The organism is Streptomyces sp. NPDC050842, assembly GCF_044456565.1.
In the GTDB taxonomy this organism is placed as follows: domain Bacteria; phylum Actinomycetota; class Actinomycetes; order Streptomycetales; family Streptomycetaceae; genus Streptomyces.
The window spans coordinates 87,052-112,186 of the sequence record NZ_JBITGA010000002.1 but is presented as its reverse complement, the minus strand read 5'-3'; the positions used below and the strand labels follow the sequence as shown (position 1 = coordinate 112,186).

The 25,135-nt window shown below is 69.6% G+C and carries 21 protein-coding genes and 5 pseudogenes; 17 read left to right on the top strand and 9 right to left on the bottom strand.

All coding sequences use genetic code 11. The features are described from left to right. The first annotated feature begins 71 nt into the window (after window positions 1-71). Window positions 72-1,541: an IS1182 family transposase gene (locus ACIBG6_RS05800; protein ID WP_399221294.1), complete on the top strand. Its 1,470-nt coding sequence runs from the start codon at window positions 72-74 to the stop codon at window positions 1,539-1,541. 649 nt (window positions 1,542-2,190) lie between these two features. On the opposite strand, the gene ACIBG6_RS05795 is transcribed toward ACIBG6_RS05800, so the two are convergent. Next, window positions 2,191-2,448, bottom strand: coding sequence for a DUF6349 family protein (locus tag ACIBG6_RS05795; protein ID WP_399221292.1), 258 nt, complete (start codon window positions 2,446-2,448; stop codon window positions 2,191-2,193). A gap of 114 nt (window positions 2,449-2,562) precedes the next feature. Here ACIBG6_RS05795 and ACIBG6_RS05790 point away from each other — a divergent pair. From ACIBG6_RS05790 to ACIBG6_RS05770, 5 genes and pseudogenes are all read left to right on the top strand, one after another. Beyond that, window positions 2,563-3,792 (top strand): annotated as a pseudogene (locus ACIBG6_RS05790) (IS256 family transposase); the annotation flags it as partial. Between the two features lie 152 nt (window positions 3,793-3,944). Further along, entirely contained in the window at window positions 3,945-4,277 is a 333-nt protein-coding gene (locus ACIBG6_RS05785; RefSeq protein WP_399221291.1) for a hypothetical protein, read from the top strand. 1,259 nt (window positions 4,278-5,536) lie between these two features. Then, a complete protein-coding gene (locus ACIBG6_RS05780) occupies window positions 5,537-5,926 on the top strand; it encodes a hypothetical protein (protein WP_399221290.1) in 390 nt (129 codons plus the stop codon). Between the two features lie 776 nt (window positions 5,927-6,702). Next, window positions 6,703-6,851: pseudogene (locus tag ACIBG6_RS05775) on the top strand (MerR family transcriptional regulator); the annotation flags it as partial. 232 nt (window positions 6,852-7,083) lie between these two features. Further along, on the top strand, window positions 7,084-7,287 hold the full coding sequence (locus ACIBG6_RS05770) for a cold-shock protein (RefSeq protein WP_030224583.1): 204 nt from the start codon (window positions 7,084-7,086) through the stop codon (window positions 7,285-7,287). Between the two features lie 487 nt (window positions 7,288-7,774). Here ACIBG6_RS05770 and ACIBG6_RS05765 read toward each other — a convergent pair whose 3' ends face one another. Together ACIBG6_RS05765 and ACIBG6_RS05760 are read right to left on the bottom strand one after the other, a co-directional pair. Next, window positions 7,775-8,014 carry an XRE family transcriptional regulator gene (locus ACIBG6_RS05765; RefSeq protein WP_399221289.1) on the bottom strand — a complete coding sequence of 80 codons (240 nt, stop codon included), beginning with the start codon at window positions 8,012-8,014 and terminating at the stop codon, window positions 7,775-7,777. Window positions 8,015-8,147: 133 nt separating this feature from the next. Continuing rightward, window positions 8,148-8,561: an ATP-binding protein gene (locus ACIBG6_RS05760; RefSeq protein WP_399221288.1), complete on the bottom strand. Its 414-nt coding sequence runs from the start codon at window positions 8,559-8,561 to the stop codon at window positions 8,148-8,150. 187 nt (window positions 8,562-8,748) lie between these two features. Between ACIBG6_RS05760 and ACIBG6_RS05755 the strand changes: the two are divergent. Next, a pseudogene (locus ACIBG6_RS05755) lies at window positions 8,749-9,593 on the top strand (RNA polymerase sigma factor SigF). Window positions 9,594-9,659: 66 nt separating this feature from the next. Here ACIBG6_RS05755 and ACIBG6_RS05750 read toward each other — a convergent pair. Continuing rightward, window positions 9,660-10,040: an FhaA domain-containing protein gene (locus tag ACIBG6_RS05750; protein ID WP_399221941.1), complete on the bottom strand. Its 381-nt coding sequence runs from the start codon at window positions 10,038-10,040 to the stop codon at window positions 9,660-9,662. Between the two features lie 269 nt (window positions 10,041-10,309). On the opposite strand from ACIBG6_RS05750, the gene ACIBG6_RS05745 reads away from it, so the two are divergent. From ACIBG6_RS05745 to ACIBG6_RS05735, 3 genes and pseudogenes are all read left to right on the top strand, one after another. Beyond that, window positions 10,310-10,732 carry a DUF6003 family protein gene (locus ACIBG6_RS05745; protein WP_399221940.1) on the top strand — a complete coding sequence of 141 codons (423 nt, stop codon included), beginning with the start codon at window positions 10,310-10,312 and terminating at the stop codon, window positions 10,730-10,732. A gap of 91 nt (window positions 10,733-10,823) precedes the next feature. Then, entirely contained in the window at window positions 10,824-10,958 is a 135-nt protein-coding gene (locus ACIBG6_RS05740; RefSeq protein WP_399221287.1) for a hypothetical protein, read from the top strand. A 3-nt stretch (window positions 10,959-10,961) separates the two neighbouring features. Further along, window positions 10,962-12,302: pseudogene (locus ACIBG6_RS05735) on the top strand (bifunctional phosphatase PAP2/diacylglycerol kinase family protein). Window positions 12,303-12,385: 83 nt separating this feature from the next. On the opposite strand, the gene ACIBG6_RS05730 reads toward ACIBG6_RS05735, so the two are convergent. Both ACIBG6_RS05730 and ACIBG6_RS05725 read right to left on the bottom strand, forming a co-directional pair. Next, a complete protein-coding gene (locus ACIBG6_RS05730; protein WP_399221286.1) occupies window positions 12,386-12,934 on the bottom strand; it encodes a VanZ family protein in 549 nt (182 codons plus the stop codon). A gap of 89 nt (window positions 12,935-13,023) precedes the next feature. Further along, window positions 13,024-13,416 (bottom strand): DUF2267 domain-containing protein, encoded by a 393-nt coding sequence (locus ACIBG6_RS05725; protein WP_399221285.1) that lies wholly within the window; start codon window positions 13,414-13,416, stop codon window positions 13,024-13,026. A gap of 375 nt (window positions 13,417-13,791) precedes the next feature. On the opposite strand from ACIBG6_RS05725, the pseudogene ACIBG6_RS05720 reads away from it, so the two are divergent. Continuing rightward, window positions 13,792-14,634 (top strand): annotated as a pseudogene (locus ACIBG6_RS05720) (SigB/SigF/SigG family RNA polymerase sigma factor); the annotation flags it as partial. A 207-nt stretch (window positions 14,635-14,841) separates the two neighbouring features. Here the strand turns inward: ACIBG6_RS05720 and ACIBG6_RS05715 are convergent. Then, entirely contained in the window at window positions 14,842-15,600 is a 759-nt protein-coding gene (locus ACIBG6_RS05715) for a GAF domain-containing protein (protein ID WP_399221284.1), read from the bottom strand. 319 nt (window positions 15,601-15,919) lie between these two features. On the opposite strand from ACIBG6_RS05715, the gene ACIBG6_RS05710 reads away from it, so the two are divergent. After that, entirely contained in the window at window positions 15,920-16,240 is a 321-nt protein-coding gene (locus ACIBG6_RS05710; protein WP_399221283.1) for a hypothetical protein, read from the top strand. Window positions 16,241-16,286: 46 nt separating this feature from the next. On the opposite strand, the gene ACIBG6_RS05705 is transcribed toward ACIBG6_RS05710, so the two are convergent. Further along, window positions 16,287-16,769, bottom strand: coding sequence for an Asp23/Gls24 family envelope stress response protein (locus ACIBG6_RS05705; protein ID WP_399221282.1), 483 nt, complete (start codon window positions 16,767-16,769; stop codon window positions 16,287-16,289). An 870-nt stretch (window positions 16,770-17,639) separates the two neighbouring features. Here ACIBG6_RS05705 and ACIBG6_RS05700 point away from each other — a divergent pair. Together ACIBG6_RS05700 and ACIBG6_RS05695 are read left to right on the top strand one after the other, a co-directional pair. After that, window positions 17,640-17,819 (top strand): hypothetical protein, encoded by a 180-nt coding sequence (locus ACIBG6_RS05700; protein ID WP_399221281.1) that lies wholly within the window; start codon window positions 17,640-17,642, stop codon window positions 17,817-17,819. A gap of 73 nt (window positions 17,820-17,892) precedes the next feature. After that, window positions 17,893-18,111 carry a hypothetical protein gene (locus tag ACIBG6_RS05695; protein WP_399221280.1) on the top strand — a complete coding sequence of 73 codons (219 nt, stop codon included), beginning with the start codon at window positions 17,893-17,895 and terminating at the stop codon, window positions 18,109-18,111. Between the two features lie 108 nt (window positions 18,112-18,219). Here the strand turns inward: ACIBG6_RS05695 and ACIBG6_RS05690 are convergent, their stop codons facing one another. Beyond that, window positions 18,220-20,880 (bottom strand): AMP-binding protein, encoded by a 2,661-nt coding sequence (locus tag ACIBG6_RS05690; RefSeq protein WP_399221279.1) that lies wholly within the window; start codon window positions 20,878-20,880, stop codon window positions 18,220-18,222. A gap of 173 nt (window positions 20,881-21,053) precedes the next feature. On the opposite strand from ACIBG6_RS05690, the gene ACIBG6_RS05685 reads away from it, so the two are divergent. From ACIBG6_RS05685 to ACIBG6_RS05675, 3 genes are read left to right on the top strand one after another with little or no spacing between them, the layout of a single operon-like run. Next, window positions 21,054-22,073, top strand: a complete 1,020-nt coding sequence (locus ACIBG6_RS05685; protein ID WP_399221278.1) for an iron ABC transporter substrate-binding protein — start codon at window positions 21,054-21,056, stop codon at window positions 22,071-22,073. 1 nt (window position 22,074) lies between these two features. Continuing rightward, window positions 22,075-23,664 (top strand): ABC transporter permease, encoded by a 1,590-nt coding sequence (locus tag ACIBG6_RS05680; RefSeq protein ID WP_399221277.1) that lies wholly within the window; start codon window positions 22,075-22,077, stop codon window positions 23,662-23,664. Continuing rightward, window positions 23,661-24,707, top strand: coding sequence for an ABC transporter ATP-binding protein (locus ACIBG6_RS05675; protein ID WP_399221276.1), 1,047 nt, complete (start codon window positions 23,661-23,663; stop codon window positions 24,705-24,707). The genes ACIBG6_RS05680 and ACIBG6_RS05675 overlap by 4 nt, the downstream gene beginning before the upstream one ends. Window positions 24,708-25,135 lie beyond the last annotated feature (428 nt).

The window sequence follows — 25,135 nt, the reverse complement described above, 5'->3', positions numbered from 1 at the left end:
CCCGCTCGTCTCTCCCGAGGTGATCAGTGTCTGTCCGTCCTCGACCCGGTGCGGAGGTCCCTGCGCTCACCATGCGTATGGCCCGTGCCAGCAGCCCTCGTGGCACCACTGCGATGTGGGTCCGTGACCACCTCGATGGGTTGTGGCGTGATGAGGACTTCGCCTCCTGGTATTCCCGCGATGGCCGTCCCGGCCTTTCGCCCGCCCAACTGGCCACCGTGTGCGTGCTCCAGTTCCTGTTCAACCTCTCCGACCGGCAGACCGCCGAGGCGGTGCGCTGCCGTATCGACTTCAAGTACGCCCTGGCCATGGAGTTGGACGACCCAGGTTTCCACCACAGCGTCCTGACGGACTTCCGTGACCGTCTGCGCGAGAGCGATCGAGCTGACAGCCTTCTCGACCTGGCCCTGGAGCGGATGCGGTCCGCCGGACTACTCAAGGAGCGCGGGCGGCAGCGCACCGACTCCACTCAGGTCCTGGCCGCCGCCTGCGAGCTGACCCGTCTGGAACTGGTTCTCGAAGCGGTACGCGCCGCCCTGGAGGAAGCGGCCCGGTGTGCTCCAGAGGTCCTCGACGATTTGGTGGATGCCGACTGGGCCAAACGCTACGGCCGCCCGGTGCGTCTGGCGAGCCAGCCCAGCCATCCCGCCACCCGCCTCAAGCAGGCCGGGGCCGACGCCCGCCGGCTCCTGGAACACCTCCCGCCCACCACACGCGGACCCCGCGCCGAGGTCCTGCGGCAGATCATGGTGCAGAACTTCCTCATCGACACCCGCGGCAACCTCCGGCCCCGCGGCGACAAGGACGGACAGCCCCGCGGAGCGCTCAGGATCGTATCGCCCTACGACCCCGAGTCCCGCCGGGCGATACGGGGCAACACCCGCTGGAGCGGCTACCTGGTTCACGTCACCGAGACCTGCGACACCAACGACAACGTCAATCTGATCACCGATGTGGCCACCACCGCCCCGACCAGGGACAGTCAGGCCATGCCCGGCATCCACGCCCGGCTCCGCTCCCGCCGGCTGCTGCCCGCCGAGCACCTCGTCGACGGCGGCTACGTCTCCGCCGCCCTGCTGGACCGCTCGGCCCGGGACCATCAGGTCCAGCTCATCGGCCCGGTCAAGGCGTCCGGATCCTGGCAGGAGAAACAGCAGACAGGCTTCACCCGGGAAGCCTTCGACATCGACTTCGACCGCCGCCGCGTCACCTGCCCGAACGGACAGACCAGCGAGCGTTGGTTCGAACCACCTGCCATGACTCCCTACACGGTGGTCCGCTTCGCAGCCCGCCAGTGCGATCCCTGCCCCGACCGGTCCCTCTGCGCGAGGGGCGCCTCAGCACGCACAGTGAACTTCCTCCCCCGTCACCTGCACGAACTCCAGGCCCGCAACCGCACCGACCAGCACGATTCCCAGTGGCGACGCCGCTACGCCGCCCGCTCCGGCGTCGAGGGCACCATCTGTGAATTCGTCAACGGACACCGGGCACGCCGCAGCCGCTATCACGGCGTTGCAAAGACTCACGTGCAGCAGTCCTGACCGCCATCGCCATCAACCTCGAACGCCTCGCGACCCACGCGCTTCCAGCCGCCGACCACCCGCGACCACTCACAGCATTTCAGCTCTACCTCGACGCACGGGACTTGACCTGGGAGAGCTGATGGCAACAAGGCAAGTGACCCCGAATATCCAAGATCCCCGACAGAGTCGCTCACTGAATATTTTCAGCCCAGCCACTGCCCGGGTGTTGGTGGCATGGTACGCGGACGGCCGTAACACACAGGGCTCCTGTGCGGTTGAGGGAGGTGTTCGAAGTCAACCCGCCGACAGTGCAGCCTCGTTGGCTCCCGAGTCTGCGGCACTCGACTTGCCGCATGCGCTGGTCGAGCGCGGCAGATGCTCATCGTCACCGCGCGGGCTACCGGCGCCTGCGTTTGACGGATCTCGGAAGCTGGAAGACGGCCAGCCAGTCCGTGTGGCCGGCGATGACCTCGCGCATCGCTTCGACCAAGCGCATGCACAGGTTGTCCCATATGGGCACTATCGGGCTGGCCGTCGAGCTGGATATGCGCTCTGCCCAGGAGGTCGCTAAGTCCGGCGAGTAAGAGGGCTCACGTGGCGCTGGGTACTGCCGCGACAAACAGCCGCCACGATTGCGCCGTGCCTCAGCAGCCGGAAGTGGACAGCCCTACTGAATGTGCAAAGTAGACCTACGCAAACGCACGCTGCACGGACCTCGCTTCTTTTCACCCAGCAGCTCAGAGCCAGGACTCAATGCAACAACAACCGAGACTGGACACGGTGCCTCGATCCGAAGTTCGTACCGGTGCGGCGGCGCGTGGGCTTCGCGGCGGAAGCCTCTCCGTACGAGGATGGGGGCGCCTTCGTCCACCCACCCCGTCGGGTAGAGGGCGGTCAGCCGTGCCCACCGGGACGGGGCGAGCAATGCTCAGGACTTGTGGATCGGCTCCGGGAGGGCATGCCCTGGCGTACCTTCCCGAATGATCCGTAAGGTCTCCGAGTAGGCCCGCGTTGCAGCGCGGGTCGGGAAGGCACGCCCGTGCTCAGCGTAGTCACCGACGACGGCTCCACCCAGTCCGGCTCCCTGATCGACGAGATCGTGCGGGAAGGCGCCCGCCGAATGCTCGCCGCCGCACTGGAAGCGGAAGTCAACCAGTACATAGCCGAGTTGGCGGCCGAGACCGACGAGTACGGACGACGTCTCGTTGTCCGCAACGGCCACCACCGGCCCCGGACGGTGGTCACCGCGGCCGGGCCGGTCGAGGCCAAGGCCCCGCGGGTGAACGACCGCCGCGTCGACGACGAGACCGGCGAGCGCAAGCGGTTCTCCTCGAAGATCCTGCCGCCGTGGTGCCGCAAGTCCCCGAAGATCTCCGAAGTGCTGCCGCTGCTCTACTTGCACGGCTTGTCGTCCGGCGACTTCGTCCCGGCGCTGGAGCAGTTCCTCGGCGGCACCGCCGGCCTGTCGGCCGCGACCGTGACACGGCTGACCAGGCAGTGGGGCGAGGACCACGCTGCCTTCCAGAATCGGGACCTGTCGGATCGCGACTTCGTCTACGTGTGGGCTGACGGCGTGCACCCGAAGGTCAGGCTGGGCCAGGCCCACTCGTGTGTCCTGGTCCTGCTCGGGGTCCGGCTGGACGGCACGAAGGAGCTGATCGCCCTGGCCGAGGGCCTGCGGGAGTCGACCGAGTCGTGGGCCGACCTGCTGCGCGACTGCCGCCGGCGCGGCATGCGCGACCCTGAGCTGGTCATCGGCGACGGTGCCATGGGCCTGTGGCGGGCGCTTGCCGAGGTGTTCCCGGCAGCCAGGCCGCAAAGGTGCTGGGTTCACAAAGCCCGCAACGTCGCGAACTGCCTGCCCAAGTCCGCGCAGCCCGGCGCGACGAAAGCGATGCAGGAGATCTACAACGCCGAGGACCGCACTCACGCCGAGAAGGCGATCGAGGCGTTCGCGAAGACCTACGGGGCGAAGTTCCCGAAGGCCGTCGCGAAGATCACCGAGGACCAGGACGAACTGCTCGCCTTCTACGATTTCCCCGCCGAGCACTGGATTCACTTGCGGACCACCAACCCCATCGAGTCGACCTTCTCCACGGTCAAGCTCCGCACCAAGGTCACCCGCGGCGCGGGCAGCCCGGCGGCCGCCCTCGCGATGGTGTTCAAGCTGGTCGAGTCCGCCCAAGCGCGATGGCGTGCGATCACCGGAGCTCACCTGGTGTCCCTGGTTCGCGCCGGTGCACGATTCGAGAACGGCGTCCTGGTCGAGTGCGAGGAGCAGGTCGCATGGACGTCCACGACATCATGCAGAACGCGGACGAGCACGTCCGCTTCGCGGCCTACCTCGACAAGCTGGGGCACGTTGCCGACGCGAACGAGGTTGACCTGGTCAGCCGCGTGCTCACTGATCCAGACCTGACGATGGCCCAGTCTGCTGTGCTGCGGCACCTGGACCGTCGAGCCGCCGGCCTCTACCCCGGTCCCGCCTACGAGGGGTGGGCGCAGGCGATGACCCAGGCCACGATCGACCACCCCTTCCTGGCTCAGCGCCTGCGGGAGTGGTCACTGTTCCGCGCCATCACGCTCAAGCTGCCCTGGCAGCCGGAGAGCCTGCTCGCGTCATCCAACTGGCTTCAGCTCAAGACCGCCGCCGGGACGAACGCCGAGGCCATCGAGATCCTCGCCGAAGTCGGCCGCACCAAGCGGATCCGCAACACCGCCAGAATCGGCCTCAACCACCGCAGCGAGAGCTGAAGTCAGCTCACCCACAACTCTTGACTATTGCTCGAGGTCTGCGAGTGGGCCTCCGGGGTCGCGACGGCGGGCGAGCCACTCCGCGCGGTTCTCCGCAGGGGTCCCGAGCCGGAGATGCGTCGGCTGCTGACAGCTGTGGTTGTCGCACGTATGGCAGACCGTCGGACTGTCGTTTCCCCAGCCGAGCCGCGGGATCACGCCGTGCGCGAGCTGGTAGCCGCACAGGTGCCCCGGCACCGTTCCTCTGCGAGTGCGGCCCGGCAGCGACGTGGCACGGAACGACGCATGTCCCGTGCTGGAGACGCCCGCGGTCCAGAACCAGCAGCCCGTGCTGGACGAAGTCCTGTGTACCTTCGTCCAGTACCGGGCCTGGACTGATCCATCGCTGAGTCAGTGCTTCCACGTCAGCGCAGGGATCCGGACGGGGGAGGGGCCGCCGATCAGTGCGAGCTGTTCAGAGTGGCCCTCGGCGGCGGCAGGCTCGGACGCGCTTGTCGTGGACAGCTGGAAGGGCGCGGGCCGACGGTCGTCATCACGAGGCATAGGCTGAGCTGGCGCCAGGCTCCGGCGGAGGTGCAGCGGCCTCAATCGGCGGTGGCGCCGCGACGGAGCGAGCCGAACGGGAGCGGCGGGGACCAGCACGTTCCGCGCGGGCGCGCAACGACTCGATCACCTCCTTGGCGCGAGCGGCGGTAACAGCCTTCGCGTCCCGTTCCAGTTCCTCGACGGGGATGTCCAGGAGCGTCTTCGGCAACATCTGCTGCCCAACGCCCGTCGCGTCCGGTTACAGGAGGTGCGCCTGGGTCGTTCAGCCCGGTGGCAAGCCACCACCGGCGGACGCCGGCCTTGACGTGGACACCGGGGAAGGCCGGGAACTTCAGGGTTACGTCGGAGGTCCCGGGCGACTCCATGGTGAACTCGTCCCGGCCGAGAGGGCGCCGGGCGCGGCGTCTGCGCCCGAGTCGTGCACGACAGCAGAGGCAGAGGTGGCAAGGGGAGCGGGCACTATCGGGGCGGTGCTCGTGGTGTTCACATCAGCGCCAACGTCTACCACCCCGGGTCAGGAAACGAGCCACGCGGCCCTTTCACCCCATGTGACCAGCTCCGATCCCTGTTCAGAGGGAAGGATTTCATCCGGAGAAGGCAGGATGCGACCTCTGCTCCCGAGGCCGTATGGCTTTCTCTCTGCGAAACAGCGGGTCGTACTCCTCACCGGCGTCAGGACGGCGCTCGTCCGGCTCCCCTGGGAGGATGTCGCTATGGAGCCGCTGCCGATCCCTTGCCCCGCGGAACGGATCCCGGACGCCAGCGGCCTGAACGGGTTCGACGCCGCGTACCGGGCGGCCAGGCAGCAGCGGGCCGTGTTCATAGCCCTGGAGAGCGAGGGCCCCCGGCGGAGGATCGAGGTCGACACGCTCACCGCTCCGGAGCACACCGTCGGCACCGGCGTGTACGACGCGGTACGCGAGGCCGTCTTCCGTCTGGTCAGCACCGGACAGATCCGCTCCGACTCCTACGCCGGCCCGGTCTACTTCGTGTTGCACGACGTGGAAGGTGAGCTACGGGCGCGCGAACTGGCCGCAGCGCTTCATGCCGCCCTCTACGGCGACCTCGCCCCGCTGGCCCGCGCAGCTCCGCCACCGGCTTGAGGACACATCGTCGCCGGCCTCGGCCGGATGGGTCCGGGGCTGGGCCCGTCCGGCCCGCCCACAGGCTACGGCCCCGGCCTGTCACTTGCGGTGGCCGCCCCGGGAGGCAGTGCGAGGGGAGCCGGGGGCACGGAAGGATTCGTGTCGCTGTGCATCCCCAGGATGCGGAATCCGGCGTCCTCCAGCAGAAGCCTCAGGGCGTGGCGAGCCAGGTCTCCGCAGTAGCCGTTTTTGCCCACGAGACTCGGCGCGCTGAGGCCTTTCTCGTCGATGCGTCGTCCACTGTGTACTCCCATATAGGGGGACAACGACAGCATCAAAGTCGCGGCTCCCGCCGAACGGGGGGCCTGCGCGTCGGCCGCTGTTGGCAGGCCAGAAACACGTGCCTGGCACCAGCGGCTCTTTGCCCTGGGGCCGCTGGGTCCACCACGCACGCCGCTGTCACTCCAGGCCCTCCTCCAGGGCGATGTGGAACAGGCTCCGCACTCCGGCCGCGTCCAGGACCAGGCGGACCGCCCTAGGGAGCGGTCCGACGAGGATCAGGTGGCAGCGGTGACAGACCGAGAGCAGTTCGTTGACGAACGCGGAGTCGGCGAAGGTGACCGGTCAGAACCAGCAGCACCCGCTCGGTCTGCGCGGTGCAGACGCAGGTGATTGCTTCGTGGAGGCAGTCCACGGAGTCCGTGTCGAGCTCGCCGCTCGCGGACAGTGTCACCGTCGCGGGGGACGCGGACGGCTCGTAGCGGACCAGCGCCGCCCCGTTCACCGGCCGCCATGCCCGCGCGCGGGAACTCGTCGACCAGGCACCCCCATCGAGGCCGCCTGCCGCATCATCATCCTCGAAGACCAGCTCGAGCAAGCCCAGCGCATCAACGCCGAGTACCGCCGCGCCGCCGGATCATCCGGGCCGGCGCCCGCGGACTGAGACGGTGCGCGCCCGCCGGACACCGGCGGGTCCCGCACACACATACAGGCGTTTCCTCTGGTGACGGGGTGTACTGACGTGTAGCGTCCCGGTTAGCTGTCGTGGTTCGGAAGTTCCCTTTGCCCACGCTTTCGGCGTGGGCGTTTTGCTGTGCTGTGCCGCAGGAACCAGGGCGATCACCTCCGCCTCCCACACCGTGTGGGAGGCGTTCATCGACTGGAAGGCATGAGATATGGCTACGGGAACTGTGAAGTGGTTCAACGCGGAGAAGGGCTTCGGCTTCATCGCCCAGGATGGTGGAGGCCCGGACGTCTTCGCCCACTACTCGGCGATCAACTCCTCGGGCTTCCGTGAGCTCCAGGAGGGCCAGACCGTGACGTTCGACGTCACCCAGGGCCAGAAGGGCCCCCAGGCGGAGAACATCAACCCGGCCTGACCTTCCCCACCCCGCCCGCGGAACCGCGGGCACCGCGCTCGGAGTGTACGGCTGCCTCGCGCGGCCACGACCCGAGCAGCGGGCACCGGGCTTTGCGCGGGCGGTGGTGGGATCTGCGGCATGTGGTGATCGGGGCCGCGCGGCCACAGCTGCGCGGCCCCGATCTGCGTCAAGAGCGGCGCTAGGGACGATGGGCGATGCCGGGCAGCCTGCCTTACCCGGCGCCGGCAGTTGCCTCCCGCGATGTCTCCCGGTGCGTGAAGGCGCCAGTCGGTCGTGAGGGCGGAAGCCCCGCCGGCGCAGGGCGCTTGCCCTCCTCCTGCGCTCAGTCACCTGAGCCGTCGGATACGGCAGGCACGGGTTGGTGAACGGAATGGAACGCACCGCGTCTCCCCTCTGGGGAGAGGGCGGTCGCGCGTCGAGCATGTGTACTTCGACGATGAGGACGACCACAGCGGCTATCAGGTAGGCTTCGCTTCGGCGCAGGTCAGGGGGTAGCTACGGCGGCCGTGGGCCGGGCGGCGGCCTTGACCTCCGCTAGCGGCAGAGCGAGGGCGCTGGCCAGTTCGGCTAGCTCCTCCTCGGTCGGCCGGACGGGCCCCTCCGCGCCGTCCTCGGCGAAGGCCCGGATGCGCGGGGTGCGGATGCCGGTCTTGTCCGCGATCGCCTGCGGCGTCAGGCGGCGGCAGCCCATGGTCTGTTTCAGCAGCTGAGATAGGTCGGCCATTGGCTTCTTGTTCCCCGCCCGAGCACGCTCATCCCAAAGGCAGTCCGCCTTGGGCCAACTGGCCACTCGGTGGGGCACGCTGCCGCGAAGCGCACCGCGTGGTCATCCACCGGCTCGGAGGTGCGGGCCACGGCTATCGCGGCAGCACTGCGCGGATGGTCTTACCTCTGGGCCCCGTGGTTACGATGACGTATTTGGCTAGGTGGTGAACCATGGGCCAGCCGAATCCGCCGGTGCCGCCGGTGACGTCGGGCACCCGCTCTCGCGGTGGTCGCGGGTCCGCGTCGGTGACAACGACTGCGATAGCTTCCGGCTGGGCCTGCAACTGCAAGGAGCACGATGCCCCTCGCGCGTGCCTGACGGCATTGGTCACGAGCTCGGACACAACGAGTGTGACGCCGGCGGCATCCTGGGGATCCGCAGCCGGGCGGAGCTTGTCCAGGAAGGCGCGGGCAAAGTCTCGTGCGTGCGCGACGGATTCCGGCCGCTTGTCGATGACAGCTCGGTCCGACGTCCCAGTGTCCGGTCCCGTGGGGTGGATCCGCATAGGCCCCTCCTTGCATGGGGTGGCCTCGGTCCCCGAGATGCACACTTGCCCTCAAAACGGACCCTGTAACGCCGAGCCGAACTTGAGTCGGCACCTGTCGTGCGCGGACGCTCCTTCGCGACGCGCATATCGCAGTCAGCCAGGTGGCGGCATCACCCGCCGTTATGCAAGACGGGGGAGGGACAGCATGACGTCGGCTACCGGGACATCCACGGAGACGGGCATCGCGGAACTGCCGGCAATTGCCTCCCCGCAGGGTGTCGCGCCGAAGGACGCCCGTGACCTGTCGAGGCAGTTCTTCGCAAGGCTCGCCGTGCTGGAGGAGGGCACGCCCGAGTACCAGTACGCACGCAACACCCTCGTCGAGATGAACATGTCGCTGGTCCGCTACGCCGCCGGAAGGTTCCGCCACCGCGGCGACGACGTGGAAGACATCGTCCAGGTCGGCACGATCGGCCTGATCAAGGCAATCGACCGCTTCGAACTCTCCCGCGAGGTCCAGTTCGCCACGTTCGCCGTGCCTTACACCGTCGGCAAGATCAAGCGGTTCTTCCGTGACACTTCCTGGGCCGTCCACGTTCCGCGCCGCCTCCAGGAGGCCCGCGTCGACCTCGCGAAGGCCACCGAGGAACTCAGCACCCGCCTCGGCCGCGCACCCAAGGTCAGCGAACTGGCCGCGCTCATGGACCTCACCGAGGAAGAGGTCATCGAAGCCCGCCTGGCCTCGAACGGCTACAACTCCACCTCCCTCGACGCCGCTATCCACGGCGACGCCGACGACGGTGAAGCGCCCCTGGCCAGCTTCATCGGCGAGGAAGACCCCGCCATGGAGCTCGTGGAGAACTTCCATGCCCTTGCCCCGCTCATCGCCGAACTAGACGAGCGCGACCGGCACATCCTGCACCTGAGGTTCGTCGAGGAACTCACCCAGTCACAGATCGGCGAACGCCTCGGCGATCCCAGATGCACGTCTCCCGCCTCCTGTCCCGCACCCTGGCCCGTCTTCGCGAAGGGATGCTCACCACGCTCTGACACCTTGGCGGCCAAGGTCGCACCTCATGCGGGTACCGGAGCGCCGGCCGAGTTCGTACTGCCTCATCATCGCTTGCTGCGAGCGTCCGTAGGACGGGCCCGACGTGTAGCTGGCGCGATGCGGCTGTGGACGCGGAACCGGACGGTCGTCCCGCCCGCTGCGGGGCAGAGGTCGACGACCACACGGCCGGCAAAGGTGTAGCCCTGTTCGGCAGCGTACCGGTGTACCTCGTTCACAAGGTGCGGCCCCATCGGTACAGCATGAGCCGTGAGCTTCCGGTGGATCTCTGGGAGTAGTTCGATGACGAAGGCGTTGGGGACCACGACGCGGTGCCGGCCCAGGATCAAGGCGTTGTCGTCGCACTGCTTGCGGAGTATCGCCACGACTTCCCCTTGCCGCTGCCTCGGGGGCAGCAGGCCCCACAGGGGCGTTGTCCAGTGCTCCATGACACGTTCGGCAGTTACAAGCCATCGCATCATGTGCCCCTGCCCGACTCGCTATCGGTCAGGCTCACCCATGCGAGTGTCGCACCGGCCCAGGTCGTCACCGCTTCGCGCCGGCGAGCTGTGACGAGCCGGCCGGCGTCACCTCTCTGCTGCAGCGCGCTTCTCCGTCGGCGGGCGTAGCCGACTGAATGAGAGTGGGAGTCAGCGTCGCGTAGGGGCGCTGGCATCAGGGCGCCGCTGCTGTCCGATCGAGAAGGCGATTCCGCGCGATAGCCGATGACGCTTACTGTTTCTGCTCCCCTGACCGGCACTCCCGGCTCGGGGCAGCCCTGGCCGCCGTCGGGGCCTTGGAGTGCGCGGAGACACCCGCCGTACACGGCTGGCTGCAAGCCCACGGCGTCTCGGCCGCCTCGGAACATGTCCGGATCCTTCCCGCCGAGGCGGAGGCGTTCATCCCGCGGGACGCGGAGCGCCTGCCTGTTGCGTTGAGCGAGGAGGAAACGCTGCGGGTGCAGCAGGAGTGTGCGCCGCAGTCCGTCACGGACATGGAGGGCGAGCTGCTGGAATTCAGGGAGACGCCCCAGGACTGGCAGGCTCTCGTACACCGGGCCCTGACCGCTGGCATTCCCGCGCCTCGAATCGCCCACCTGACCGGCCTCGACCCTCAGGTGATCGGCCGCCTGACCATGTGACCTCGCGGACGCACACCACCGAGCATCACGACATGCTGCATCTGTGGGGGACTTGATGGGCATATTGCCGAGGGGCCGGATACGGCGTGTGATGAGCGCGGTGGATCGGTCGGTGTTCGAGCGGGTGGCCAAGAGCTCCTGGCCGGGCGCGGATCCCGTGCTGCCACGGCTGAGTACAAGCGCCAATCACGGGCTGCTGTGGTTCGGCATCGCCGCCGGCGTGTGAGCCCTGGGCGGCGTACGCGGCAGGCGCGGTGCGGTACGAGGAGTGGCCCCGCTGGCGCTGGCGTCGGCCACCGTCGACACGCTCGCCAAAGGCGCGGTCCGGCGCGAGCGCCCGGTACTCGACGCGGTACCGGTGATACGGCACCTGCCCCGCCAGCCGATCACCACATCCTTCCCTCCGGGCACGCCGCCTCGGCCGCTGCCTTCGCCACCGGTGTCGCCCTGGACTCGCCCGCTGGGCCGCGGTGCTCTTGCCGGTGGCAGCGTCGGTCGCCTTCTCCCGCATCTACGCCAGCGGGCACTATCCCAGCGACGTTGCGGTCGGCGCCGCCCTCGCGCTCCCAGCTGCCGGCACCCGCACGGCCCCGCGTCGGTGCCCTGGCGCTCCCCGACGGGGAGGGACTGATCGTGGTCGTCAACCCCTCCTCCGGCGCCCAGCCGCAGATCATGGACCCGGTACGGCAGCTCAAGGCGGCCCTCCCCAAAGCTGACGTCGTCGTGTACGAACAGGATGCGGGACCGCTGCCTCAGGTATTGGCAGATGCGGCCGGCGACGCCGCTGCCCGCGGAGGGGTACTGGGGGTGCGCGGTGGGGACGGCACCATCAACACGGCCGTGGGGCCCGCGCTGAAGTTCGGAGTGCCGCTGATGGTGCTGCCCGGCGGGACGCTCAACCACTTCGCCGCGGACCTGGGTGTAGAGACGGTCGCGGACGCCTGTGCGGCACTGGCCGCGGGCACCGCTGTGCGAGCCGATGTCGGCCGCGTCAAAACGCTGCGTCCGCGGGCTGGGAACCCCGCAAGTGGTGCGGAGCCCACGTATTTCCTCAATACCTTCAGCCTCGGCGTCTACCCGGAGCTGGTACGCCTGCGGGAACGGTGGTCGCCGCGCATCGGCGGCCCGCCCGCCACGCTGCTGGGCGTCGTCCACATTCTGCGCACCGCCCGGCCGCTGCGCACCGCCCGGCCGCTGCGCACCGCCCGGCCGCTGCGCACCGCGGTCAACGGAAAACGGCACTCGATGTGGCTGCTGTTCGCAGGCAACAGCGCATACCGCAGCATGGGCGTGGCACCCGTGCGCCGCCGCGACCTCGCCGATGGGCTGCTCGACGTGCGCATCGCGCACGGCGGGCACTTCGCCCGCACTAGGCTGCTGGCCACCGCCGTGACCGGCGGCTTCGCCAAGACCCGGCTGTACGCGGCGGCACGCCCCACACGGCTGCTGATCTCCGATCTACCCCCGGACGCCCACATGGCCTTTGACGCAGAAGCAATCCCCGCCCCGTCGGCCTTGCCTCGACAAGCTGACGGAGGCGTTGATCGTCTACCGGCCCGTACGCGAGTGACCCCGCCGAAGCACCGCAACCCGTTCGATGCGGTTCGCTCAAGGGTCATGCCGCAGCCAAAACGGGGTCTGCCCAGCCCGTCGCTAGCCAGCAGCGGTCGGTGGCTTGGTGAAGCGGCGCCACCAGTGCCGCCGTCTGGGGTGCACGGCGCGGCCGAGCCGGCGACCGATCAGCAGGTAACCCAGCAGGGCCCCCGTCGTGTTGAGCAGGACATCATCGATGTCGAAGGCCCGCCCGGTGATCAGGGCGCCCTGGACCAGCTCGACCAGTATCATCACCAGCGCAGTGACCGCTATGACGCGAATGATCCCCCGGGCGCGGGGCGCGAGCACCGGCAGCAGCATGCCGAACGGCATACCGAGAACAACATTGCCGCCGAGCTGTTTGACCGTGTCGCGGAATGCGGGTTGAGCGAGATAGTCGCGGATCGAGTCACCCGGGCGCAGGTTGGTGTGCGTCAGCGGCACGGAGGCAGCCGAGGGCTCCAGCGCCAGCCGGGCAAGGAGCACCGCGAAGACCGCTGTCCCGGCGAAAGCCAGCAGCATGGCCGCGGCACGCCCCCATCTGGGGAGCGGGGTTCTGCCGGGAACGCTCCGTCTTTCTGATTCCTTCGTGGTCTTGTCGTGCAACACCGTCCGTGCCACTACGGGCCCCCAATCAGGGTTGGTCTGCCTGCCCTCCCGTTAACCCCATCAAGGCGCCGTAGGCGGTTCGCGGCGGTTCACGCGGGGTCCGTACATCCGAACAAACCGGCATGTCCCGGCGGAAGCTGCGTGAGGATGCGGCGCAGTAGCCAGTCGTCGGCCACCTCCGCGACCGTGGCGAGCACCGCGGTGACGGCGCGGCGGGCTTGCGTCACGTCGATGTCATCACGTGAGGCGACCGCTTCGACGAAGCCCGAGGGCGTCAGGGGGGCCACTCGCGGGCCGGACATCGGTGAGCAGCGGGCCACACTGCCGGGGCAGCAAGCTGGCGAGATCCGTGCGGTCATCGCCCACCAGATGTGCCCCAAGTACCTCCAGCACGCTCTGTACCCGCCGGCCGCCTCCTGCCGCGCCTCGTAGCCTCCGCGCTCCTGGACCTGGTCAAGCAGCACTTCCACGTTCGCGTTCACGGCCGCTCCTTCCTCAGTCTCGCCACCGCGATGCCCCCAGAGAGCTGGAGAGGTACGCAGGGTAATCGCCTAACTATCCAGCGTCGGGATTGGCAATCCTGCCCAGCCCGTGAGGAGCCAGGGGATCGGAGGCGCGGGTGAGGCCCGCTCTTCGCGACAGGGCCCATCGGGGAGGGGTGGCGTGCTGCGACTCTGTGCGTCTGGGCGCACATCGCACGAGGGTCGTGGGTGGACCCTCGCGTGGTGTGTGGCCGAAGGTGTACAGAAATACCCACCGGGGTAACGGATCGTCACATCGCCTGAGCGGTCCGGCCGCCAGCGCCTGAGGGAGCGGAGCATGCAACGACGAGTCCGTTGAGAGCCCATCCCCGCAGCCTGTCGCTGGACCGACATACCGCCCGCTCCAACCCGACTCCGGACCCGGCCGTTCCGACCGGCTTCCCCCGGTCCGACGTGCCCACCGATGTCGCGCCGGACGATGCCCGCGCCTTGTCCAGACCGCTGTTCGCGCGGCTGGACGCGCTGGAGGAAGGCACCGCCGAATACGCGTACGTGCGCAACACACTGGTGGAACTGAACCTCACCCTGGTGCACTATGCCGCCCGGCGTCTTCGCACCCGCGGCGAGTCACTGGAGGATGTCCTCCAGGTCGGCACCATCGGCCTGATCAAGGCGATCAACCGCTTCGACCCCACACGCGGGATCGAGTTCCCCACCTTCGCCTTGCCCACCATCATCGGCGAGATCAAGCGTTTCTTCCGTGACACCACGTGGGCCGTGCGGGTCCCTCGCCGCCTCAAGGAACTGAGCGCGACCCTGCAGAGCGCCACAACAAGTCTGGAGCAGGACCTGGGCCGGCCCCCCACAGTCACCGAACTCGCCGAACACCTCGACCTGGAGACGGACGAGGTCGTCGAGGGGCAGGAAGCCGCCCGAAGCTACAGCGCCATGTCGCTGGACGCGCCGGCCGACGACGAGGCCGCAGACGCCCTGGCCGACCACATCGGCATCGACGACCTGGACCTGGAACGGATCGAAGTCCTCGTCGCCCTCAAACCGCTGATCGCCGCACTGTCGGAGCGCGACCGGAAGATCCTTGCGCTGCGGTTCATTCACGACCTGACCCAGGCCGAGATCGGCGCCGAACTCGGCATCTCCCAGATGCATGTGTCCCGCCTGCTCGCCCGCACGCTGGCCCGACTGCGCAGCAGGCTGACCTCTCAGCGATATCCGCAGATCAGGACTCCAGTGGCTGCGGGACGCCTTCCTCGGGCATCCCGCAGCCAGGCCATGCCGACGAGGGGCGCCTCGCGAGGGAGTCGCCTGCCCTGCGGGAGCTGCCACGCTCCCCACATACACGCCCTGACACCGTCGGCAGGGACGAAGCCTTCGGGCATGCGGCGCTTCCGTGGTTCGGCCCATCACTCATGCCGGTACCGAACCGGCCAGGTGCCGGGGCGGTGAGTCCTGTGCTCCGGGCCATTCCTGGTGGGCGTGCGACGGCTGCAGGACGGTGTCGGCAACGTCAAGCAGCGAGTGCCCATCACGGGCACTGACCTCCTGGAGCCACGCCAATGCCTCGGCGGTGGCGCAGTCTTCGCGGTCCGCGACATAGGCGGCGGCCTGGTGGATACGTTCCCAGCGCGCCGCACGCGTGTCGGTACTCCATACCGGGTGCTGGCAGTCGGTACTGGCGTGCACAGGCCGCCAGCGCAGGAGTTCCTCCAGCGCGAGCCCTGCGGCGTGTTGCGCGTGGGCGATGTGGGTGTCGGTGACTTGGGTGTGCTCGGCGTAGTAGAGGCAGATTACCCCGATCGGCGTGTGGCGGGCGTGCAGCGGGAGTGCCAGCACGTGGTGGGTGTCGGGGAGTTGCTCGGACAGGTGCGGGCTGGTGCGACATGGGTAGTCACGCAGGTCGGGTACGAAGATGGGCCGCATCTCGAGTGCGGCGCTGACCGAGGGGCCTTCGGCGCGGGTGAACTGTGCGGCCTCGGCCTGCAGGGCCGCCTCGTCGGTGGCATGCAGCAGCTGCCAGTGCTCCAGCCGGGGCAACCAGGACAGGGCCGCCCGCTGCGCGCCCAGCGACTTCTTGAACACGGTACAGAGCCGGTTCGGCAAGGCTCGTCGGCCCACGGCTGCTGCGACCGAGACGTCATGCACGATCGATAGTGATTCCTCCGGCACGGTTCTCATCCCTTTCAGCCGCGCCCCGTCATGGCCCGGCAGTCCCTTGGAGCAGGAGGCGACGGCTGTGCCCGGCGTCCGAAGGGGTGTGAGTTCGTCTACCACCCGCGAGGCCACCTCATGTGTGGTCGATCCGACTTCAGACCTCCGGGGTTCCTTGGCATGGTCCCGAACGCTCGACTTCGGTGTCTGCCAGGAAGCCTTCCAGGCAGACACCATGGGAGACACGCCATCAACACCGGACATCACTCAACGCGTGCAGGGTAGACGTGCGGGTATGACCAGTCACGGGAGTACGCGGCAGGGCGAGGAGCCGCTGGTGGGTATCAGGGCTTACGCCGACGTCGAGCTTGCCCAGAAGCGACTGAGTGCCGGGGCGGCGGAGCGGTGCCCGTCCCCCCAGTACTCCAGTGGTGCGTCGGCGGCCTACCGGTGGGCGCTGGGATGCGCGGAACACTCGCCGGTCACCGGCGCAGGCGACGCGGAGGGTGCCCCGGACCTTCCGGCCCTGACCGCCGAGGTGGACGCGTCCGTCGTGCAGATGGAGGACCCCACCAGCCGGCCCGGCCCGCGGGACTACAGCCGCGGGGTTCACGATGCCCTGGCCTGGGTGTGCGGACACAGCGACCACGCACCATGAGTACCTGGCGGTCACCCCCTGGAATCGCAGTGCGCGCTGAGGGCCGCTACTGCACGCGCCCTGCACCGGCCGCCACTTCGTCTTCCTCTTTGTCGGGCAAGTGCACGTCGGTGACGGAGACGTTGACCTCGACAACTACCAGGCCGGTCATCCGTTCCACCGCCGCGATGACGTTCTCGCGGACTTCCCCGGCGGTGTCGGTGATAGCGACGCCGTACTCCACGACGAGGGAGAGATCGATGGCGGTCTGACGCTCGCCGACCTCGACCTTGACCCCACGGGTGGCGCTCGTCGTACGCCGGCCAGGGACCATGTCCCCGACCGCGCCCACGGTACGGGCGAGGCCGCCTCCAAGGGCATGGATGCCCGGCACCTCCCGCGCGGCCATTCCTGCGATCTTCTCCACCACCCCGTCCGCGATGGTCGTCCTGCCCCGGGTCACCGCTGCCTCGTTCGCTCCGGTCCTTCCTTGCGTCGTCGCATCCGAGGTACGGCGCTGGGTCTTGGCTGTGCTGCTTGCCTCCGTCATGGGGAGCCACCTCCTCGATCATCAGCCGGGCAGCGAGGGGAGCCCGGCACATTTATGAAGTGCGGGTACGATCTGGCACCCGTCACCGCTCGGTCCGGGCCAGCCCCGCTGGCACTGACGTCATCACCGCAGCGTCCGGCGCCCTTCCTGCCGCTCGAAGCCCAGATCACCGCTGGAGGTCTTCACTTTCAGCGTGCCTCCGTTTGCACGACAGTGCCAAAGGCATGTTGATCCGTAAGACGTAAGACCAGTGGCATCCTGAGTTCCCTCGCCGTCACTCAGACCTGGCGGCCGCCCTCAGGATTTCGCTCAATCCGCGGGACAGCCATGTCTCGCCCGCTGAAGGGCCGCCGGGTGTGTCGTTCCCCGCCGGGGCGATCGGGAGCGAGCCCTACCGGCTGACACGCGCGCCTGGCCCGCCCCATAGAGACCAGCGTGGTGTGATGTGCTGTGTCCCACTACTGTCCCAGGCCGACGGGCCACGCCGGTACCGCCTCGATATCCCACCTTCCGGCCCGATCAGCACATCGGCGCAGATGGTCACCTGGGTCGAGGGCATGGACAACCCAGACCGAACGGGTCGGGTCGACCCGTTCGCCGAGTGCCTGGCCCACCTCGCCGACGCCGACCGTTCCGCCTACCTGGCCGGCCTGGAGCCCGGTGCCGATCTCGACCACTCTGGCACCCGGTTGCCGACGACGACGGCGGCATATCCGGCCCACCCGACCGGCGCCTCGCCGACCGACTGCGCGAGTTCGCCAACCGCTGACCCATCGAACCACCCGCTCGTCACCCACATCGAAGGGAGCCCTCCGGGCGCCGCTGTGCCCGGAGGGCTCCCTTTCGCGTACCCGAGAAGGGACCCGACTCATGGCCACCACTCAGACCCCGCCCCCGCGCCCCGGCGCGACGCCGACCCGCCGCAGCCTGCTCCGCTGGGGGCGGCGCCAGCGCGGCGCCGCAGCCGGGCACTTCGTACGCGGCCTCAGTTACGGCGCCGGGATCACCGCCGCGAGCGCCGTGGGTTATTGGCTCCAGCAGATGTGGTGACATTCCTGCGGAGGCGCCACCCGACTGCTCGGGGCCGGTCACCGGCGCAGGTTCTGCGGGAAGGGGGCAGCCGGTGGGTTGGGCGTTGTACTCGCAGAGCGAGCGCTGGTTTGCCGACGTCAGACACGCGATGGCGGCCACCGCCTGGCAGCGCCTGGTGCGGAACGGAGGGACCGGTCCCGACTCCCCGGCGTTCAGCCCCACGGTTCTCGGCTCGCGGACCGTGTACGTGCTCTGGCTGCTAACCGCAGTCGTACTCGCAGTGGTCGTCGTGCGGCGGCGCGGCGTGTGAACGGGCCTCCAGGGGCGCACTGGAAGCGCCCGTTCCGGTGGGGCGATCGGTTGGGGCGTGCGGCCGATGGTGCCGGTTGAGGCGCAATCGGCACGCCGGAGGTGCGGCCTATTGACCTCGGCTGTCCGCGCGACGGTCCTCCAACGAGCCTGCGGGGGAGTCGTGGCGACCGACTTCACGCCGAAGTCGTGTGCGGGCAACGCCGAGTCGGCGGAAGTGCGGAGTCCGGTCGGAGCCGCGCAGCGCCGAGATCCTCTGGATGAGCCAGGCCACGCCTGCGGCGTAGGCGACGCCGAAGAGCAGGGACATCACGAACGCGAGGTGCTTCGACAGTCCGTCGAAGATCGGGTAGATCTGCCAGTGCGTCAGATAGATGGCGAGCGAGCTGCCGGCCAGCAGTCCGGCGAGCTGGTTGATCCGGCCGCTGCTCGGCAGGGCGGGGCACCACACCAACAGGCAGAAGCCCACCATGACGAACAGCTCCCGACGAGGCTCGCCAGGGAAGAAGCCGGGGACGCTGGCCAGCGCGGCGATCGTGACGAGGAGGCGTTGTGGCACGGTGCTGGACCTGGCCGCCGCCCAGCCGAGCGCGAACAGCCAGAAGACGGTGACCGCGTCGGTGATCTGGGCACGGTCCGGCAGGCCCACGAGCTCGTAGCGGGTGAGCAGGCCGATGCCGACGAGAGTGACGGGCAGCACGTACGGGAAGCGTCGTTCCCATCGGTGGACGAGGGGGATGGCAAGCAGGGCCGTCATGACCAGCAGGATGTAGACGAGGGCCTCGACGAACCATAGGTGGATCCCGCGTCCTCCCGCTTCGGGCCACAGCGCGTTGTGCACGAGCAGGACGTTGGACAGGTCGTAGTCGTCGCTGATCAGGAGCGCGAAGGCAGTCCACGCCATGGTGGGCACGGCGATCCGCGCGATGCTGCGGGCCGTACGGTGTGTTCGCTCCCGGCGTTCGGGTGAGGAGAGCAGGAAGCGGGCGAAGTTGAACCCGGCGACCGCGAGCAGCAGATGTGCCCCGCCCCGGAGCGCGAAGATCCCGATGTGTGAGCCGACGACGCACATGATGGCGACCGCGCGCAGGGCGACGCTGGTCTCCACGGTCCGGCGGCGCCGTGGCCGGCCCTGCCCGTTCGGGCCCTGTCGAAGCTCGCGTATCGGTGTGGTGTGCCAGCTGTGAGGGAGATGGCCAAGCCGCTGTTCGAGGCGGATGGACATCTCGACGTAGGACAGCGAGTCTCCGCCGAGCGATACGAAGGAGCTGCCCGGCGTCACGTCCGGGCGGTCGAGGAGCCGCGCGTACAGCGCGCACAGGTCGTCCGTGTCGGCGCCGCCGGTGACGTGTGCAGGATGTTCGGCCGGGCGGTTCAGAGCGCGGACGGCCTGGTAGTCGGGCTTGCCCGTGGGCAGTCGGGGGAGGTCCGGCAGCACGTGGACGTGGACGGTGCGAGCGGGCAGGCCGCACTCCTCCGCCACGCGTCTTCGGATGCGTCGCTCGTCCCACCCGGGTCTCCGGGCGACGGCGATGGCGAGTCCCTCGTCGTCGCCCGTGCAGAGCGCGTCGAGGCCGTGCCGTTCCAGCATGGCTTCGATCTGCCGGGGGTCGATGCGCAGGCCGAGGATCTTCACGAAGCGGCTGCGTCGGCCGACGATCTCGTATAGACCGGCTTCGGTGCGGCGGGCGAGGTCGCCGGTGCGCAGCACGTCGACCGTGCGGCCGAGGGCGAGGTCCTCGGGGGAGTGGGCGTACCCGAGCATGACGTTCGGGCCGGTGTAGACGAGTTCGCCTGTCCCGTCGTTGCCGGGCGTCTCCTCGACCGGCTCCAGGTGGAAGGAGCCGCCGGGGACCGGCATGCCGATGGCGCCGGGGTGTTCGATGGCCAGCGACGCCGGCAGGTAGGCCATGCGGGCGGTCGCCTCGGTCTGGCCGTACATGACGAAGAGGTCCCAGCCGCGCCGTGCGCCCAGTTCGGCGTAGTGCCTGACCCGTTCGGGAGCGAGGCGGCCGCCTGCCTGGGTGACGTACCGCAGGTGGGGGAGGTCCATGTCGGCGAAGCCGACCCGGTCGAGCAGGTCGAAGGTGTACGGGACGCCGGCGAGGGCCGTGCCTCCGGCGGTGCGAAAGAGGTCCCAGAAGCATGTGTCGGCCACCGAGAGGCCGGTGAGGACAAGCCCGGCGCCGCGCAGGAGATGGCTGTGGATCACGGACAGGCCGTAGCAGTAGTGCATGGGCAGGGTTGTGGCGGCCCGGTCGGTGTCGCGGATGCCGAGATACGTGGCGATCGACTCGGCGTTGGCCTGGAGGTTCTCGTACGAGAGCCGGACGAGCTTGGGGGAGCCGGTGGAGCCGGAGGTGCTGAGGAGCAGTGCGAGGTCGGGGTGGAGGTCGTGGGCGGAGCCGGGCCTGCGCTCCTCGATGCGGCATTCGCCGGAACCGAAGTGGACGACGACGTCGGGGTCGTAGGCGGCGGTCAGTGACTCCACCGCCTCGGGGTGGTCGCCGGGGACCAGCAGGACCGGGTGGCCGGCCGAGAGCGCGGCCAGGTGGACGACGAGCGCGTCGACCGTGTTGGCGCCGGGCAGCAGGATCAGCCGCCGCTCCAGGCCGAGGCGCCGTGCCGTGTCTTCGACCCGCCCGGCCAGGTCACGGTAGGAGACCACGCCTTCGGCCGTCATGAGGGCGGTGCGGTCGCCGTGCAGCGCGAGGTCGCGGGCGAGCGGGAGGGCGAGGCCACCGACGGGCGGGGCGGGGAGCAGGGTCACGCCCGCATCGTAGGTAAGGCTTTCCTAATCGAGAAGAGGGGGAGGGGGGACCGGATGTCCATTCGCGGCCAGGTCGTTATCAATTCCTGACTTGACCCTTAGGTTAGCTTTACCTTATCAATGCCCTATTCACAGGTTCTCCCGGTAGTTCACGGCAGGAAGGCTCCACCCGTATGCGCCGCCCCACGGCCCGCACTCTGACCGCGCTCGTCGCGGCCGCCATGCTCACTCCCTCGCTCGCCGCCTGCGGCAGCGACGAGCCCGCCGGCCTTGTCATCTACTCCGGCCGCAACGAGAACCTCGTGAAGCCGCTCATCGAGAAGCTGGAGAAGCACCTCGGCACCAACGTCGAGGTCCGCTACGGCGACAGTGCCGAGCTCTCCGCCCAGCTCCTGGAGGAGGGCGACGAGACCGAGGCCGGCCTGTTCCTCTCCCAGGACGCCGGAGCCCTCGGCGCGCTCTCCAAGGAGCAGCGCCTCGCGCCGCTCCCCAAGGCGACGCTCGACCAGGTGGACACCGCCTACCGAGGCTCCGCCGGCGACTGGACCGGCGTCAGCGGGCGCGTCCGCGTCCTCGGGTACAACCCCGACCAGGTCCCCACGCCGCCGAACAGCGTCCACGAGCTCGTGAAGCCCGAGTGGAAGGGCAAGATCGGCTTCGTGCCGACCAACGCCTCCTTCCAGGCGTTCGTCACCGGCATGCGCGTCCTGGAGGGCGACGAGGCCACCCGCGCCTGGCTCAAGGGCCTCAAGGCCAACGAGCCCAAGGTGTACGAGGGCAACCTCAAGGTCCTCGAAGCCGTCGACAAGGGCGAGGTCGCCCTCGGCCTGCTCAACCACTACTACTGGTACGAGCAGGCGGCGGAGAAGGGCGCCGACAAGATGAAGGCCAAGATCCACTACCTGCCCAAGGGCGACCCGGGCGGCCTCGTCAACGTCGCCGGCGCCGGCATCCTCAAGGGCGCCGACGAGAAGCAGGCCGCGTACGCGCAGAAGGCCGTCGACTTCCTCCTCTCCACCGAGTCCCAGACGTACTTCGCGGAGGAGACGAAGGAATACCCGCTGGCCGCCGGAGTGAAGACCGCCGCGGGTGTTCCGCCGCTGGAGACCCTCCAGCCGCCGAAGATCGACCTCGGCAAGCTCGACTCCCTCAAGGAAACCCTGGCCATGCTCCAGGAAGCCGGACTGGTCTGACGTGACCTCACCGGAGCTTTCCGCCCCGGCCCGTCGCGACCGCCGCCCGGCGGGTGCCCCCGCACCCGCCGGGCGGCGGCGCGCCGGTTCCCGGCCCTCCTGGGTGCTGATCGTGCCCGCCGCGCTCGCCGCCGCACTCGCCGTCCTGCCCCTCGGTTATCTCGCCGTCCGCGCCCTGGAACACGGCCCCGCCTACGCCTGGGACGTCATCGCCGACGAGCGCACCGGCGAACTCCTGCTGCACAGCCTCGGTCTCACCGCCGCGGTCGTCGCGGCCAGCCTGCTGATCGGCGTATCGCTCGCCTGGCTCACCGTCCGCACCGCCCTGCCGGGCGCCGGTGCCTGGTCCGTCCTCGTCACCCTGCCGCTCGCCGTACCGAGCTACGTCGCCGCCTTCGCCTGGCTGTCCGCCGCTCCCTCGCTCGCCGGCTTCACCGGATCGGCGCTGGCGCTCACCCTGGTGAGCTTCCCGTACGTGTACCTGCCGGTCGCCGCCGCCCTGCGCGGCACCGACCCCGGGCACGAGGAGGTCGCCCGCTCCCTCGGCCACGGCCCCTTCCGCACCTTCCTCCGCGTCACCCTGCCGCAGCTGCGGCCCGCCGCCGCCGGCGGGGGACTCCTCGTCGCGCTGTACGTGCTCTCCGACTTCGGCGCCGTCTCGCTCATGCGGTACGACACCTTCACCCGGGGCATCTACACCTCCTACCGGGCCAGCTTCGACCGCACGCCCGCCGCCGCGCTCAGCGCCGTCCTGGTCGTCATGACCGTGCTGCTCGTCGCCGTCGAGACCCGCACCCGCGGGCGCGCCGACTACGCCCGTACCGGAACGGGCACCGCCCGGCGGGTCGTGCCCGCCGCCCTCGGACGAATCAAGCCCCTCGCCCTCGCCTGGTGCGGAGCCGTGGTCGCCGCGGCCGTCGGCTTCCCGCTCGCCACGCTCGGCTACTGGCTCGCCGTCGGCTCCTCCGCGACCTGGGACCCGGCCACGCTCACCAGTACCGCGCTCACCACCCTCGGCGTCGCCGCCGCAGGCGCCGCCCTCACGACCCTGCTCGCCCTGCCGGTCGGCGTCATCGCCGCCCGCCATCGCGGTCGCCTCGCCCACCTGCTCGAACAGGCCGCGTACGCGGGGCACGCCGTCCCCGGCATCACCGTCGCGCTCGCCCTGGTCTTCTTCGCCGTGCGCTACGCCCGGCCGCTGTACCAGGAGACCCCACTCCTGATCTGCGCGTACGCGGTGCTCTTCCTGCCGGTCGCGGTCGCCGCCACACGCGCCGCCGTCCTCCAGTCACCGCCGGTCCTGGACGACGTGGCCCGCTCCCTGGGCCGCACCCCCTTCGGCGTCCTGACGGAGGTCACCCTGCCCCTCGCGGCCCCTGGCGTCGCGGCCGGAGCAGCCCTCACCTTCGTGGTCTGCATGAAGGAACTCCCCGCCACTTTGCTCCTCCGCCCCACGGGCATGGACACGCTCGCCACCCGGCTGTGGACGGAGACCGGCACCGGCTCGTTCGCGGCGGCCGCCCCGTACGCCGCCACGCTGATCCTGCTCGCCGCCGTCCCCTCGTATCTCCTCGGAAGGCACCGCTCATGAACGAGCTCGACGTCCGCCAGGTCGTCAAGGCCTACGGGCCCGGGGCACCGGTCCTGGACGGGCTCGACCTCACCGTCCCCGGCGGCTCCCTCACCGCCGTCCTCGGCCCTTCCGGTTGCGGCAAGACCACCCTGCTGAGGGTGATCGCCGGGTTCCTGAAGGCCGACGCCGGCACCGTGACCGTCGCGGGCCGGCTCCTCGGCGGGCCCGGCGTCCACCTGCCGCCCGAGCGGCGCCGGATCGGGATCGTGCCCCAGGAGGGCGCGCTCTTCCCGCACCTGAGTGTGGCCCGCAACATCGCCTTCGGGCTCACGGACCTCGACCGGCCGGCCCGGCGCGCCCGCGTGGGGGAGATGCTGGACCTGGTGGGTCTGCCGGGCTTCGGCGAGCGCATGCCGCACGAGCTGTCAGGAGGGCAGCAGCAGCGCGTCGCCCTCGCCCGCGCGCTTGCCCCCCGGCCCCATCTCGTGCTTCTCGACGAGCCGTTCAGCGCACTCGACAGCGGACTGCGCGGGACCGTACGGGCCGAGGTCCGTGCCGTGCTCCGGGACAGCGGCGCCACCGCCCTGCTCGTCACCCACGACCAGCAGGAGGCCCTCTCCACCGCCGACCTGGTCGCCGTCCTACGCGAGGGGCGCGTCGCCCAGTGCGCCACGCCCGAGGAGCTGTACCACCGGCCGGTGGACCCGTGGCTGGCCTCGTTCGTCGGCGACGCCGTCCTCGTTCCTGGAATCGCCGACAACGACGTCGCCGCGACCGCGCTGGGACGCATCCCGCTCGCCGCCGCCCCGGAGGGACTGCGCGACGGCCTGGTCCTCCTCCGCCCCGAGCAACTCCGGCTCTCGGAGCCGGACTCCGCCGACGCCGCGGGCGTCGTGACCGACGTTCGCTTCTTCGGACACGACGCCCTGGTCACGGTCGCCGTCGACGGCCTGGACCGGCCGATCGACATTCGCACTTCGGGCTCCCTGCGGGTCGAACCGGGTGTGAGGGTCGGCGTGTGTCTCACCGGCGAGGCCACCTTGCACCCAGGGAACGTTTGATCGGGGCCGACGAGAAGCCTCGACCTCCCTCGCCCGCACGAGTCGTTCCGATGTGATCGTCAGGGGTTGTCAGCGACCAGGGAGCGTGTGACGGGCCGGCCGGCCCTGTGGCGGTGCCAGATCGCGGCGCAGTCCGGGCGCCAGCCGGGGTGGAGTTGTGGGCCAATGAGATCGCTGGGATTCTTCAGTGGCATCCCGACGGCCTGAGCACCAAGCAGCTGGTCGAGAAGACCGGACTTGACGCTCGTCAGATCGGGCATGCGGTCGCCTGGCAGCGTGAACGTCGACCGAACCGGGGCACCGGACTCAAGGCGCGCCGCTGCTCCGCGCGCCCCGACCTGAGTGTCCCCGGAACGCACTCACGGTGCTGTCGACACTGTGGAAACAGCGGACGGGTGGGGCCCGGCGATGCCGAGGTGACCTGACGC